The sequence below is a fragment of the Variovorax sp. dw_308 genome (genome assembly GCF_019207085.1).
GTDB lineage: Bacteria > Pseudomonadota > Gammaproteobacteria > Burkholderiales > Burkholderiaceae_C > Variovorax.
In genome coordinates this window covers 286,268-300,528 of the sequence record NZ_JAATOM010000002.1, presented here as the reverse complement: position 1 = coordinate 300,528, position 14,261 = coordinate 286,268, and the positions used below count along the sequence as shown (strand labels likewise).

Sequence of the window (14,261 nt, the reverse complement as noted above, 5' to 3'; positions counted from 1 at the left end):
CGTCGACGTCTTCTCAGGCTTCCACGGCAGCGGTGGACCCGGAAAGGGGCGCCTTGGCCTCCGCGGCCTGCTTCTGCGCGTAGTTGCGCTGGGTGCGCTCGCGGCTGTTCATCACGTGCTGGTACATCGCCTGGCCCGCGGCTTCGGGGTCGCCACCGGCGATGGCCTTCACGATCTGCCGGTGCTCGCGCGCATAGACCGCCATCGATTCGCTGGTGAGGTTCTGCCGGCGGAAAAGCGAAAGCTCGTTGACGAGCTTGCGGTAGGTCGCCGTGAGCTTGGCATTGCCGGCCAGTTCCAGCAGGCGGTCGTGGAACTTCAGGTTGTAGTGGTGGAAGTCATGCGCGTTGTCGGCTTTCACGGCCTGGTCCATCGCATCGGCCAGTTGCCGCAGTTTCTTGACCTGGGCGGTAGCCAGGCCCTGCGCGAGCTTGCGGCCCACGTAGAGGTCCATCACGGCGCGCACCTCGAAGATCTCGAGCGCCTCCTCGATCGGCACGTGGCGCACGAACACGCCGCGGTTCTTGATGGTGGTCACGAGGCCGGCTTCCTCGAGCATGCGGAAAGCCTCGCGTACCGGCCCGCGCGAGACGCCGATCTGCTCGGCCAAGGTGGACTCGGTGAGCTTGGCGCCGGAGGGCAGGTCGCCGTCCAGGATCATGCGTTCGATCTCGGCCTGCACCAAGGTGGCGAGCGAGGTGCACTGAAGCTGTGCGATGGCGGGATTGCTGGAGATCTTCGTGGCCATGGTGGGATCGTAGGTTGCCCATCGCAGATTGTCTACGATCTACGAACAACAATAGACAAAGTCCTGCGGCAGGCCCCGATTTTGCTAGGTGCATGTGTCACGAGCGTGTCGTTTCGTGTCGGCAAAGTTGCTGTCTTTTCGAACCAGGAGTGGGCAGATGAAATTCGCAAGATCGATGGTGGCCGGCTTGCTCGGCGTGGCATGCATGGCAGGCGCGTGGGCGCAGAAGACCCAGCTCGTGGTCTACACCGCGCTGGAGACCGACCAGCTGAAGGCCTACCAGGAGGCCTTCAACAAGGTCAACCCCGACATCGACATCAAGTGGGTGCGCGACTCGACCGGCGTGATCACGGCCAAGCTGCTGGCCGAGAAGGCCAATCCGCAGGCCGATGCGATCTGGGGCGTGGCCGCATCGAGCCTCGCGCTGTTCGATCGCAACGGCATGTTGCAGCCCTATGCGCCGCTGAACCTCGACGCGATCATGCCGCAGTACCGCGACAAGAAGTCGCCGCCGGCCTGGTGGGGCATGGACGTGTTCGGCGCCGTGGTGTGCGTGAACACGGTCGAGGCCAAGAAGAAGAACATCCCGATCCCGACCACGTGGAAGGACCTGACCAAGCCCGAGTTCAAGGGCCAGGTCGTGATGCCGAATCCGGCCTCCTCGGGCACCGGCTACTTCGACGTGGTGGCATGGCTGCAGATGTGGGGCGACGACGCGGGCAAGGGTGGCGGCTGGAAGTACATGGACGCGCTGCACGAGAACATCGGCCAGTACACGCACTCCGGTTCCAAGCCCTGCAACATGGCGGCGGCCGGCGAATACGTTGCAGGCATCTCCTTCGAATACCGCGGCTACACCAACAAGGCCAAGGGCGCGCCGATCGAACTGGTGTTCCCCAAGGAAGGCCTGGGCTGGGACCTGGAAGGCTATGCCATCTACAAGGGCACGAAGAAGCTGGAAGCCGCGAAGAAGCTGGCCGACTGGGCCTCGTCGAAGGACGCGATGCTGCTCTACGGCAAGAACTTCGCGATCACGGCGCAGCCGGGCGTGGCGCCCAAGCTGCCGAACATCCCGGACGACTACGAGGCACGGCTGATCAAGCTCAACTTCGACCAGGCTGCCGCCGGCCGCGACCGCACGCTGGCCGAGTGGACCCGACGCTACGACGGCAAGAGCGAACCGAAGAAGTGAGATCGCAAGCAAGCGCAGGCGGAGGCGAGGGCGAGGGCGACGACGCCACCTACCTCGAACTGCGGGGCATCAAGAAGAGCTTCGGCGCCTTCGTGGCGCTGGACGACATCCACCTGTCGATCCGGCGCGGCGAGTTCGTCTGCTTCCTCGGGCCGTCGGGCTGCGGCAAGACGACGCTGCTGCGGATCATCGCGGGGCTGGAGATGCAGTCGGCCGGACGCATCCGGCAGGGCGGGCGCGACATCTCGGTGCTGCCGCCCGCGGGCCGCGACTACGGGATCATGTTTCAGTCCTATGCGCTGTTCCCGAACCTCACGGTGGCGCAGAACGTCGCCTATGGCCTGGTCAACCGCAGGCAGTCGCGGGCGCAGATCGCGCCGCGCGTCGACGAGCTGCTGCAACTCGTCGGACTGCCGGGCAGCGGCGCCAAGTACCCGGCGCAGATGTCGGGCGGGCAGCAGCAACGCATCGCGCTGGCGCGCGCGCTGGCCACCTCGCCGGGACTGCTGCTGCTCGACGAGCCGCTGTCGGCGCTGGACGCCATCGTGCGCGTGCACCTGCGCAACGAGATCCGCGAACTTCAGCGCAAGCTCGGCGTGACGACGGTGATGGTGACGCATGACCAGGAAGAGGCGCTGTCGGTGGCCGATCGCATCGTGGTGATGAACCAGGGCGTGATCGAGCAGGTCGGCACGCCGATGGAGGTGTACCGCGAGCCGGCCTCGCCCTTCGTCGCCGACTTCGTGGGCAAGGTGAACCGGCTCGCAGCCGTGGCAGAGGGCGACCGCTGGTTCCGCTGCGGCGAGATGCGGCTGCAATGCCAGCCCGGCAATGGCGCCGACTTCCGGCCGGGGCGCGAGGTCGCGCTCTACCTGCGCCCGGAAGACCGCGTGATCGATGGGGTGCGCGAAGACGATCCGATGCGGTGCGTCGGCACGGTACGGCATGTCGAGTTCCTCGGCGGCAACTGCCTGGCGGAAGTGGCGGTCGATGCCATTCCGGGCCAGCCTTTGCAATTGCAGTTCTCGCTGAATCAGATGGACGAGTTCGGCGTGCGCGAGGGGGCGCAACTGAACTTCGCCTTGCGCGCCGATCGGCTGCGCGTGTTCCCCGTGGCCTTGGGCAGCTGAGCATGGTCGCTGCCGTCTGGAAGGCTGCGCCGCCGAAGCAGCAGGCGCAATGGGCCGACCGCCTCGCCAACCTGGCGCTGCTGGGCACGGTCGCGCTGCTGTGCATCGGGCTGCTCGCGCCCTTGCTGCTGATCCTGTCGAAGGCGCTCGATGCGCCCGAGGGTGGGCAAGCGTCGGGCCTCGACGCGTTTGCCGCGTACCTCGCATCGCCGGCACTGCTGCAGAGCCTCGGGCACAGCGTGCAGGTATCGGTTCTGGTCACGCTGATCGTGGTGCCGCTGGCCTTCGCCTTCGCCTATGCGCTGACGCGAAGCTGCATGCCGGCCAAGCCGCTGTTTCGCGCGATCACGCTGCTCCCGCTGCTGGCGCCGTCGCTGCTGTCGGCCATCTCGCTGATCTACTGGTTCGGCAACCAGGGCATCGCGAAGGAGCTCTGGCTGGGGCTTGGCTTCAGCGGCATCTACGGCGCATCGGGCATCGTGCTGGCCGAATGCTTCGCCACCTTTCCGCATGTGCTGATGATCCTGGTGACGGCCTTGTCGCTGGCCGACGCGCGGCTGTACGAGGCGGCCGATGCGCTGGGCACGCGCACCTTGCGGAAGTTCTTCACCATCACGCTGCCCGGCGCCAAGTACGGGCTGATTTCCGCGGCACTGGTGTGCTTCACGCTGGTCATCACCGACTTCGGTATTCCGAAGGTGGTCGGCGGCAACTTCAACGTGCTGGCGACCGACGTGTTCAAGCTGGTGATCGGGCAACAGGACTTCCAGCGCGGAGCGGTGGTCGCGCTGCTGCTGTTGACGCCGGCTGCGCTCACCTTCGGCATCGACTACCTGGTGCAGCGCAAGCAGACCGCGATGCTGACGGCGCGGGCCGTGCCGCTGGTGCCGCGGCGCGCGCCGCGCTTCGATGCGGCGATGACCGTCTATTGCATGCTGATCGTCGCCTCGATGCTGGCGATGTTCTTCATGGCCGTGTTCGCCTCGTTCGCGACCTTGTGGCCCTACAACCTCAAGCCGAGCTTCGTCCACTACGTCTCGGGGCTGGTCGATGCGGAACTCGGCGATGCGATGCTCAACAGCCTCAAGCTGTCCGCATGCACGGCCGTGATCGGCACCGCGGTGGTGTTCGTCGGCGCCTACTTGCTGGAGAAGACGCGTGGCCTGGATTGGGTGCGGCCGGTCATCCGCCTCATGGCGATGCTGCCGATGGCCGTGCCGGGGCTGGTGCTGGGCCTGGGCTACATCTTCTTCTTCAATGCGCCCGCCAACCCGCTGAACTTCCTTTACCGCACGATGGCGCTAATGGTGCTGTGCACGATCGTCCACTTCTACACCACCGGGCACCTGACCGTAGTGACCGCGCTGAAGGCCATCGATGCCGAGTTCGAGGCCGTGTCGGCCTCGCTCAAGGTGCCGTTCTACAAGACCCTCTGGCGCGTCACCCTTCCGATCTGCCTGCCGACGCTGCTGGATGTATCGCGCTATTTCTTCATCAATGCGATGACGACGATCTCGGCGGTGGTGTTCCTGTATTCGCCCGACACCAAGCTGGCTGCGGTCGCGATCCTGAACCTCGACGAGGCCGGCGACACCGGGCCTGCCGCGGCCATGGCGGTGCTGATCGCCGCGACCTCGGCGGTGGTCACGCTGCTGTACATGGCGCTCGGCAAATGGATCGACCGCCGCACGCAGGCATGGCGTGTGCCCGCGCGATGACGAGCCCCTGAACATGGCATCCATCGACACATCGTTCGATCTCATCGTGGTTGGCGCCGGCATCGTCGGCCTGGCGCATGCCTACACGGCCGCGAAGCGAGGGCTGCGCGTGTGCGTGGTCGAGCGCGACGCGGCCTGCGTGGGCGCATCGATCCGCAACTTCGGCTTCATCACGGTGACGGGGCAGGGCGCGGGCGACACCTGGCGGCGGGCGCGACGCGCGCGCGCCGTGTGGGGCGAAGTCGCGCCGCTGGCGGGCATCGCCACCTTGCATCACGGGCTGTACCTCAGCGCTTTCCGGCCGCAGGCGCTCAAGGTGCTTGAGGAATTCATGGCCACCGAGATGGGCGAAGGCTGCGAACTGCTCGACGTGGGCGAGGCCGCGCGTCGTGCGCCAGCGCTGCGGCTCGACGGTGCGCAGGGCGTGCTCTACAGCCCGCATGAGATGCGCGTCGAATCGCGCACCGCCATCGGCCTGCTGGCGCGCTGGCTGGCCAAGACGCACGGCGTGGTCTTCCGCTTCAGCGAAGCCGTCCTCGAAGTCGCGACGCCGCGGGTGCGCACCTCGCGCGGCGTGCTGCACGGCACGCGTGTCGCTGTCTGCACCAACACCGATCTCAATGGCTTGTTCGCCGAGCGCCTCACGCCCCACCAGTTGCGCCTCTGCCAGTTGCACATGCTGCGCGTGCAACCCGAGCCGGGCTTCAGGCTGCCCGGCTCCGTGATGAGCGATCTGAGCCTGGTGCGCTACCACGGCTACAGCAAGCTGCCGTCCGCGGCAATCCTGCTGGAGCAGATCCGCCGGGAGGAGGGCGAGTCGCTGGACAACGGCATCCACCTCATCGTCGTCCAGAGCGCGGACGGCTCGCTCGTGGTCGGCGATTCGCACCACTACGGCGCGGCGCCCGAACCCTTTGCCGACCTGCGCGTCGACGACCTGATCCTCGAACACCTGCACAAGACGCTGCGCCTGCAGCGGGCGAAGGTGACCGAACGCTGGGTCGGGACCTATCCCTCGTCTGCCACCACCGACTGCCTCATCGACAAACCCGACGACGCTACCCGCCTGGTCCTCGTCACCAGCGGCACCGGCGCAAGTACCGCCTTCGGCATCGCCGAAGATGTGTTCGCGGGCTGGTAACCGATTCCCTCCAGAAAGCAAGACATGCCAACTCACCCCACCACCCTCAGCGCCGTCGTCTTCGACTGGGCCGGCACCATCATCGACTTCGGCTCATGCGCGCCGATGGGCGCCTTCGTGCGGCTGTTCGAGAAGTTCGACATCGACCTCACGATCGCCGAGGCGCGCGGCCCGATGGGCATGGCCAAGTGGGACCACATCAAGGCGCTGGGCACGCTGCCGCGCATCGCCGCGCAATGGGAAAAGGCGCACGGCAAGGCCTTCACCGACGCCGACGTGGACCATCTCTACGAAGTCTTCACGCCGATGAGCGCCGTGGCCGCCGCCGAATATGCGGACTTCATTCCCGGCGCGGTGGACACGGTGAACGCGATCCGCGCACGCGGCCTGAAGGTCGGCTCCACCACCGGCTACAACCGCGAGATCATGGCCGCCGTCACGCCCATCGCCGCGGCCGGCGGCTACGTGCCGGACAACCTGGTGTGCGCCGGCGACCTGGCCGCCGGCCGTCCGTCGCCGCTGGGCATGTACCGCACCTTCGCCGACATCGGCGTGTGGCCACCGGCCAGCGTGGTCAAGGTCGACGACACCGGCTACGGCATCGAGGAGGGCGTGAACGCCGGCACCTGGGCCGTGGGCCTGGCGGTCAGCGGCAACGAGATGGGGCTGTCGCTCGCGGAATGGCAGGCGCTCGATGAACAGCGCCAGGACACGCTGCGCCAGGGCGCCACGGCCCGGCTCAAGGCGGCCGGGGCGCACTACGTGATCGATTCGGTCGCCGATCTGCTGCCGGTCCTCGACGACATCGAGCAAAAGCTGAAGCAGGGCCTCAAGCCCTGATCCGCTTTCGCGGTCGAACGCTTGACTGCGTTGGAGCGCCTTGCCTCAACCAACCAGGTCGGGGCGCACTCGCAGGAAGCGCGCGAACCGCGGCAGGCCGCTCGGGTTCTTGCCGTTGTAGCGGTACGTGACCCAGGCGCCGACCGGCGGCGGGTCTTCGCGGTCGGCATCGGTGAAACCGCCGCCCAGCTTGAAGCGTTGGCCTTCCGGCGTCTCGACCACCAAGGCGCCGAGCCGGCCGGCGTGCTTGCCCTTGCCAGGCACGACGCCCACCACCCGCGCCTCCGCATCGTCGAAGGGCTTGAACTTCAGCAGGTCGCTGGTGCGCTCACCGCGATAGAGCGAAGTCCCCTTGTGCAGCATCAGCCCTTCGCCGCCTAGCTTGAGGGTCTTCTCCAGCAGGGCCTGCAGTTCGGCCGGCGTGGTCGCGCGTTGCTGGGCCACCAGCACCACCCAAGGCGCCGCCGTGACGGGCAGCAGCTTTCTCAACGCGGCCAGGCGGGCATTGAAGTCGCCCGGTTGCATGGGCAGGTCGAACACCATGAAGCGCATCTCGCGCCATGCCGCGCCGTTGGGCGTCTGGCTGCGCACCGTGGACGTGGCCAGGTTGAACTTGCCCCGGCCCGCCCAGAGTTCGCCATCCATCGGGGTGCCCGGCATCGGTGCGGTGAACCACGCGGGCGCCACGATCGGTTCGCCATTGCGGGTCCAGAACTGCTTGCCGTCCCAATAGCCGCGCACCCCGTCGAATTTCTCGCTGACCCAATAGTCATCGAGCGGCATCCCGGGCCGGTACACCTCGGCCAGCATCACGGGCCTTGGCGCCGCGAACGTTGGGTTGCCCAGGCTGAATGACAGAACGCCCAGGGCGAGAAAATTTCGCCGTTTCAACATACTTCCCTTTGGATACGCTGGCCGCTTGCGCCCTTCCCCGAGCGGTGCGGCACTTGTGAAAACCGAAAAACTCAGGCGGCAGGTTCCGTCAGGCCCCCTACGACCTGGCTGAAGCCGCCGTCGACGTAGGTGATCTCGGCGCTCACGCCGCTGGCGAGGTCGCTCAACAGAAAGGCAGCCACGTTGCCCACTTCGTCGATCGTCACGTTGCGACGCACGGGCGCCGTCCTCGCAACGCCGTTGAGCATCTTGCCGAAATCCTTGATGCCGCTGGCCGCCAGGGTCTTGATAGGACCGGCGCTGATGCCGTTGACGCGCATGCCCTTGGGGCCCAGCGATTCGGCCAGGTAGCGCACCGATGCTTCCAGGCTGGCCTTGGCGAGTCCCATGGTGTTGTAGTTGGGCAGGGCGCGCACGGAGCCCAGGTAGGTGAGGGTCAGCAAGGCCGACTTGTCGTTGAGGTAGGGCAGGGCCGCCTTGGCCATTGCCGGGAAGCTGTACGCGCTGATGTCGTGCGCGATCCTGAAGCCTTCGCGCGACAGGCCTTCGAGGAAGTCGCCCGCGATGGCTTCGCGCGGCGCAAAGCCGATGCTGTGCACGAAGCCGTCGAACTTGGGCCACGTCTGGGACAGGTCCGCGAACAGCTTGTCGATCTGCGCGTCGTCGCCCACGTCGCAATCAAAGATCAGCCTGGAGTCGAAGTCGGCGGCGAACTCGGTGATGCGGTCCTTGAAGCGCTCGCCTACATAGCTGAAGGCCAGTTCCGCACCTTGCGCGTGGCATGCCCTGGCAATGCCGTAGGCGATGGAGCGATTGCTCAGGACGCCTGTGATCAGAAGTTTTTTGCCAGCGAGAAAGCCCATGGTCGTTGCCTCTTTCAAATCTTGGGCAGAATTCTCGCATGCGAGGTTGGCTGCTTTCGATGGTGATGCTCTGCGCGGCCTGCTTCGGCGGGCCGGCTTGGGCCGTGCACGGCATGGGCATGGGTTATGAGCCCAAGTACGGCCGGTCCTTCAAGCACTGGGACTACGTCAACCCCGAAGCGCCCAAGGGCGGCTCTCTCACGCTGTCGGCCAGCGGCACCTTCGACAAGCTCAATCCCTTCATCCTCAAGGGCCGGCCTCCGGTGGGCATGGGCTATAGCGCCAACGGCTTCGTGTTCGCGGAATACAGCCTGCTGTTCGAATCGCTGATGACGCACAGCGAGGACGAGCCATTCTCCAACTATGGCATGCTGGCCGAGGACGCCGAACTCGCAGCCGACCACCTGAGCGTCACCTTCCGGCTCAATGCCAAGGCGCGCTTTTCCGATGGGACACCGGTGCTGGCGAAGGACGTGAAGTACTCCTTCGACACGCTGATGAGCAAGCGGGCCAGCCCTACCTTCCGCTCCTACTGGGCCGACGTGAAGGAGGCGGTCGTCGTCAGCGATCGCGTGATCCGCTTCGACTTCAAGCGCAAGAACTCGGAGCTGCACATGATCATCGGCCAACTGCCGGTGTTCTCGCCCAACTGGGGCAAGGGCAAGCCCTTCGACGAGGTGGTGAGCGAGCCACCCATCGCCACCGGCCCCTACGTGATCGACAAGGTCGACTTCGGCAAGTCCATCAGCTACAAGCGCCGGCCCGACTACTGGGCCGCAGACCTTCCGGTGCGCAAGGGCATGTTCAACTTCGGCGAGGTGAGCTACCAGTACTTCAAGGACCGGCTCGGCGAGGAGGAGTCGCTCAAGACGGGCGCGCTCGACGCGCTGGAAGAAACCTCGATCCTGGCCTGGGTTCGCCGCTACAAGGGCAAGCGCTTCGATTCGGGCGAGATCATCAAGGACGAAATCTCGCATCGCCGCGCCACCGGCATGCAGGGCATCGTGCTGAACCTGCGCCAGCCCCGCTTCCAGGACGTGCGGATGCGCGAGGCGCTGGCGCTGTCCTTCGACTTCGACTGGTTGAACCAGCACCTCTTCTACGGGCGGCGCGCGCGCACGCAGAGCTACTTCCAGAACAGCGACGACCTGATGGCCCAGCCCGCGGTGAGCGCGGATGAGCAGGCGCTGATCGAGCAACTGAAGAACAAGCAGCGCTACCTGGCACAGGTGAAAGGCCCCTTGCCGCGACCGGCCGCGACCGGCGACAGCGCCGAAGGCCTGCGCAGGAATCTCGTGCGGGCGCAGGCACTGCTGCGCGAGGCCGGCTGGACCTACCGCGACGGCGCCTTGCGCGACCAGGCCGGCCAGGCCTTCGTGATGGACATCGACATCGCCGACCGCAGTTCCGAGCCGGTGCTGACCGCCTGGTCGCGCAACCTGGCCAAGCTGGGCATCGCGCTGCAGATCCGCCTGCGCGACGCGACGCTCATCAAGAAGAAGCAGGACGACTTCGACTTCGACCTGGCCATCAACATCCTGGGCGGCTCGTCCAGCCCCGGCAACGAGCTCTACGACGACTTCGGCTCCGCATCGGCGGCCGAGAAGGGCAGCCAGAACCTGAGCGGCATCAGCGACCCGGTGCTCGACGAGATCATCGAGCTGATCGTCAACGCACCCGACCGCAAGGCGCTGTCGACCGCGAGCCAGCTGCTGGACCGCTACTTGCTGCACCAGCACTACGTCATTCCCATGTATTACGGTAAGCAGTACTTCATCGCGCACAAGGGCCACTTGCGCCGGCCCGAGCAGGCCTTGCCGCAACGCATGCTGGCCGGTTTCTGGCTGCTCACCATGTGGTGGGACGCCAACCCCTGAGCAACGCACATGGCCGCCTACATCCTTCGTCGCCTGCTGCTGATCATCCCGACCTTGCTGGGCGTGCTGTTGCTGAATTTCGCGATCGTGCAGTTCGTGCCCGGCGGGCCGGCGGAGCAACTGATGTCGCAACTCACCGACAAGGAAAGCCGCATCGCCGGCGGACCGACCACACGCGCCCTGGACCCCAAGCAGATCGCCGAGATCAAGGCGCTGTACGGCTTCGACAAGCCCGCCCCCGAGCGCTTCTGGCAGATGATCGGCCAGTTCGCGCGCTTCGACCTGGGCAACAGCTTCTTCCAGCACAAGGCCGTGGGCCAGCTGATTCGCGAGAAGCTGCCGGTGTCGATCAGCCTGGGCTTGTGGACTTTCTTCATCAGCTACCTGATCGCGGTGCCGCTGGGCGTGGCCAAGGCCGTGCGCGCCGGTTCGCGCTTCGACTTCTGGACCACGCTCATCGTGCTGGTGGGCTACGCGATCCCGGGCTTTGTGCTGGGTGTGGCGCTACTCGTGGTATTCGGAGGGCAACTGCAGTGGTTCCCCTTGCGCGGGCTGACTTCGCCCAACTGGGACAGCTTGAGTTGGGGAGCGAGGATCGTCGACTACCTCTGGCACATCGCGCTGCCCGTCACGGCCATGGTTCTGGGCAGCTTCGCGATCACTGCCATGCTGACGAAGAACGCCTTCCTGGAGGAGATCCGCAAGCAGTACGTGCTGACCGCGCGCGCCAAGGGCCTTGGTGAACGGCAGGTGCTGTGGAAGCACGTGTTCCGCAATGCGCTGATCCCCATCGTCACTGGTTTTCCCGCGGCCTTCATCACTGCTTTCTTCACCGGGTCGCTGTTGATCGAGACGCTGTTCTCGCTCGACGGCCTGGGCCTGCTGAGCTATGAGAGCGTCATCCGGCGCGACTATCCGGTCGTGATGGGCACGCTGTATCTCTTCACGCTGATCGGGCTGGTGACCAAGCTGATCAGCGACCTCTGCTATGTGTGGGTCGATCCGAGGGTGAAGTTTGACTAGCCCCGTGACCGTTTCGTTGAGCCCCGGCGAGCGCGCCTGGCTGCGCTTCAAGCGCAACCGGCTCGGCTTCTGGAGCCTTGCGCTCTTCACCGCGCTGGTGGTGCTCAGCCTGTTCGCCGAAGTGCTTTCCACAGACAAGCCCCTGGTCGTGCGCTACGAAGGCAAGACCTACTTCCCGGTGTTTCGCGACTACGCGGAGAAGACCTTTGGCGGTGACTTCGACACCCCGGCGGACTATCTCGACCCCTTCGTGCGCCAACGCATCACGCAAGGTGACAACTGGGCGATCTATGCCCCCAATACCTACGGACCGAAGACGCTCAACTACTACGCCAAGGCGCCCAATCCGGCGCCGCCGTCACGCGCGAACCTGCTGGGCAGCGACGATCGGGGCCGCGACTTGCTCGCGCAGTTGATCTACGGCTTTCGTGTCAGCGTGTTGTTCGGCCTGGCGCTGACCGTCATCGGCGTGGTGCTCGGCGTCGCCACCGGCGCGATCCAGGGCTTCTTCGGCGGCAAGACCGACCTGGCTTTCCAGCGCTTCATCGAGATCTGGGGTTCTATGCCGGAGCTGTACCTGCTCATCATCTTCAGCGCCATCTTCGCGCCCAGCGTCGCGCTGCTGCTGGTGTTGCTGAGCCTGTTCGGCTGGATGGGCCTGTCGGACTACGTGCGCGCCGAATTCCTGCGCAACCGGCAGATGGACTACGTCCGCGCCGCCCGTGCGTTGGGTGTCGGCAACCTGCAGATCATGTGGCGCCACATCCTGCCGAACAGCATGGTGCCGGTCGTGACCTTCCTGCCATTCCGCATGAGCGCCGCCATCCTGGCGCTGACCTCGCTCGACTTCCTCGGCCTCGGCGTGCCGCCCGGTACGCCCTCGCTCGGCGAGTTGTTGAGCCAGGGCAAGGCCAACATCGACGCCTGGTGGATCTCGCTGTCGACCTTCGGCGTGCTGGTGCTGACGCTGATGCTGCTGACCTTCATGGGCGACGCCTTGCGCGACGCTCTGGATCCCCGGAAGGCAGAACGATGAAACGGCCGGAAATCGGGCAGCCGGAAATCGGACTGCCGAACGCAGAAGTCGCAAAGGTTTCGCAGAAGTCGCAAAGGAAATTCCTGAAAGTTTCTTCTGGCTGTTCTTTTGCGGCTTCTGCGCAACGTTTGTATTTCTTCTGCGTTCGGCTGTCCGATCCCGTACCTGGATCCGTATCCCCATGACCCCCTTGCTCGACGTCCGGAACCTGCGCGTGGCCTTCGGCGGCAAGGAAGTGGTGCATGGCATCGACTTCCAGGTGGCCGCGGGAGAGAAACTGGCGCTCGTAGGCGAATCCGGCTCGGGCAAGACGGTGACGGCGCTGTCGCTGCTGCGGCTGGTGCAGAACGCCGAGCTGGGCGGCGTTGCGACCTTTCATGGCCAAGGCGGCGACGCGCGCGACCTGCTGTCCTTGCCGGAGCAGCAACTGCGCGGCATCCGCGGCAAGGAGATCGCGATGATCTTCCAGGAGCCGATGACCGCGCTCAACGCGCTGTATCCGGTGGGCGACCAAGTCGCCGAGGTGCTCGAACTGCACGAGGGGCTGTCAAAGCGCGAGGCGCATGCGGCGGCGGTCAAGCTGCTCGCGGAAACCGGCATTCCCGAGCCGGGGCGGCGTGCGTTGTCCTTCCCCCACCAGCTCTCCGGCGGGCAACGTCAGCGCGCCATGATCGCGATGGCGCTGGCCTGCAAGCCGCGCCTGTTGCTGGCCGACGAGCCGACCACCGCCCTCGACGTGACCGTGCGCGCCCAGATCCTCGCGTTGCTGGCCGGCCTGCAGGCCAAACACGGCATGGCGGTGCTGCTGATCACGCACGACCTCAACCTGGTGCGCCATTTCGCTGACCGCGTGGCAGTGATGGAGAACGGCCACATCGTCGAGCACGGACCGGTGCGCACCGTGTTCGACGCGCCGCAGCATCCCTACACGCGAAAGCTCATCGACAGCCGCCCCGAGCGCGACGTGGTGCCGGCGCAGGGGCAGGGCGGCGACGCAGTGTTGCAGGCCAAGGGACTGCGCGTGACCTACCCGGTGCCAATGCCGGGCCTGCGCGGTTGGTTCAGCAAGGGCGCGTTCGTCGCCGTGCAGGGCGCGGACCTGGCCATTGCGCAGGGCCAGACGCTGGGCGTCGTCGGTGAATCGGGTTCCGGCAAGTCGACACTGGCACTCGCGGCGCTCGGTCTGTTGCGCCACGAAGGCACGCTCGGCATCGCCGGCAAGGCATGGACCGGCAATGGCGCCGCCGATCGGGCCTTGCGACGCGTCATGCAGGTGGTGTTCCAGGACCCGTTCTCCTCGCTCTCGCCCCGCATGACCGTCGAGCAGATCGTCGGTGAAGGCCTGAAGGTGCATGAGCCTGCGCTTGACACCGCCGCGCGCCGCGTGCGCAGCTTGGCCGCTTTGAACGACGTGGGCCTGACCGAGGCGCAGTTCCCGTCCCTGCTCGACCGCTATCCGCACGAGTTCTCCGGTGGGCAACGCCAGCGCATCGCCATCGCACGTGCGCTGATCGTGAACCCGCGACTGCTGGTGCTCGACGAACCGACCAGCGCGCTCGACGTCACCATCCAGAAGCAGGTGCTGAGCCTGCTCCAGCGCCTGCAGCGCGAGCGCGGCCTGAGCTACCTGCTGATCACGCACGACGTCGAAGTGATCCGCGCGATGGCGCATGAGGTCATCGTGATGAAGGACGGCGCGATCCTCGAAGCCGGCCACGTCGACCAGGTGCTGGACGCGCCGCGCCACCCCTACACCCGGCAACTGGTCGCTTCGGCGTTGATTCAGTCATGAGCGCCGC

13 protein-coding genes are annotated in these 14,261 nt (G+C 66.0%); 10 read left to right on the top strand and 3 right to left on the bottom strand.

Features of this window, described 5'->3' with window-relative positions; genetic code table 11:
- Positions 1 to 13: 13 nt before the first annotated feature.
- Positions 14 to 748, bottom strand: coding sequence for a phosphonate utilization associated transcriptional regulator (locus tag HCU76_RS04640; protein WP_213954879.1), 735 nt, complete (start codon positions 746 to 748; stop codon positions 14 to 16).
- Positions 749 to 905: 157 nt separating this feature from the next.
- Between HCU76_RS04640 and HCU76_RS04635 the strand changes: the two genes are divergently transcribed.
- From HCU76_RS04635 to phnX, 5 genes are read left to right on the top strand one after another with little or no spacing between them, the layout of a single operon-like run.
- Positions 906 to 1,940, top strand: coding sequence for a putative 2-aminoethylphosphonate ABC transporter substrate-binding protein (locus HCU76_RS04635; RefSeq protein WP_213954880.1), 1,035 nt, complete (start codon positions 906 to 908; stop codon positions 1,938 to 1,940).
- Positions 1,937 to 3,070, top strand: a complete 1,134-nt coding sequence (locus tag HCU76_RS04630) for a putative 2-aminoethylphosphonate ABC transporter ATP-binding protein (protein WP_213954881.1) — start codon at positions 1,937 to 1,939, stop codon at positions 3,068 to 3,070. Before HCU76_RS04635 ends, HCU76_RS04630 begins: the two co-directional genes overlap by 4 nt.
- Before the next feature lie 2 nt (positions 3,071 to 3,072).
- A complete protein-coding gene (locus HCU76_RS04625; RefSeq protein WP_213954882.1) occupies positions 3,073 to 4,788 on the top strand; it encodes a putative 2-aminoethylphosphonate ABC transporter permease subunit in 1,716 nt (571 codons plus the stop codon).
- Positions 4,789 to 4,801: 13 nt separating this feature from the next.
- The gene (locus HCU76_RS04620; RefSeq protein ID WP_213954883.1) at positions 4,802 to 5,929 is read left to right on the top strand and encodes a TIGR03364 family FAD-dependent oxidoreductase; all 1,128 of its coding nucleotides are present in this window, start codon (positions 4,802 to 4,804) and stop codon (positions 5,927 to 5,929) included.
- 24 nt (positions 5,930 to 5,953) lie between these two features.
- Entirely contained in the window at positions 5,954 to 6,769 is an 816-nt protein-coding gene (phnX, locus tag HCU76_RS04615) for a phosphonoacetaldehyde hydrolase (protein ID WP_213954884.1), read from the top strand.
- Between the two features lie 45 nt (positions 6,770 to 6,814).
- Here phnX and HCU76_RS04610 read toward each other — a convergent pair whose 3' ends face one another.
- Both HCU76_RS04610 and fabI read right to left on the bottom strand, forming a co-directional pair.
- On the bottom strand, positions 6,815 to 7,663 hold the full coding sequence (locus HCU76_RS04610; protein WP_213954885.1) for a DNA ligase: 849 nt from the start codon (positions 7,661 to 7,663) through the stop codon (positions 6,815 to 6,817).
- A 71-nt stretch (positions 7,664 to 7,734) separates the two neighbouring features.
- Positions 7,735 to 8,526, bottom strand: coding sequence for an enoyl-ACP reductase FabI (gene fabI / locus HCU76_RS04605; protein WP_213954886.1), 792 nt, complete (start codon positions 8,524 to 8,526; stop codon positions 7,735 to 7,737).
- 38 nt (positions 8,527 to 8,564) lie between these two features.
- Between fabI and HCU76_RS04600 the strand changes: the two genes are divergently transcribed.
- From HCU76_RS04600 to HCU76_RS04580, 5 genes are read left to right on the top strand one after another with little or no spacing between them, the layout of a single operon-like run.
- Entirely contained in the window at positions 8,565 to 10,403 is a 1,839-nt protein-coding gene (locus tag HCU76_RS04600; RefSeq protein WP_213954887.1) for an extracellular solute-binding protein, read from the top strand.
- 9 nt (positions 10,404 to 10,412) lie between these two features.
- Entirely contained in the window at positions 10,413 to 11,426 is a 1,014-nt protein-coding gene (locus HCU76_RS04595) for a microcin C ABC transporter permease YejB (RefSeq protein ID WP_213954888.1), read from the top strand.
- A 4-nt stretch (positions 11,427 to 11,430) separates the two neighbouring features.
- Entirely contained in the window at positions 11,431 to 12,462 is a 1,032-nt protein-coding gene (locus tag HCU76_RS04590; protein WP_213954889.1) for an ABC transporter permease, read from the top strand.
- On the top strand, positions 12,459 to 12,647 hold the full coding sequence (locus tag HCU76_RS04585) for a hypothetical protein (RefSeq protein ID WP_218508596.1): 189 nt from the start codon (positions 12,459 to 12,461) through the stop codon (positions 12,645 to 12,647). The genes HCU76_RS04590 and HCU76_RS04585 overlap by 4 nt, the downstream gene beginning before the upstream one ends.
- Positions 12,644 to 14,254 carry an ABC transporter ATP-binding protein gene (locus HCU76_RS04580; RefSeq protein ID WP_213954890.1) on the top strand — a complete coding sequence of 537 codons (1,611 nt, stop codon included), beginning with the start codon at positions 12,644 to 12,646 and terminating at the stop codon, positions 14,252 to 14,254. Before HCU76_RS04585 ends, HCU76_RS04580 begins: the two co-directional genes overlap by 4 nt.
- Positions 14,255 to 14,261 lie beyond the last annotated feature (7 nt).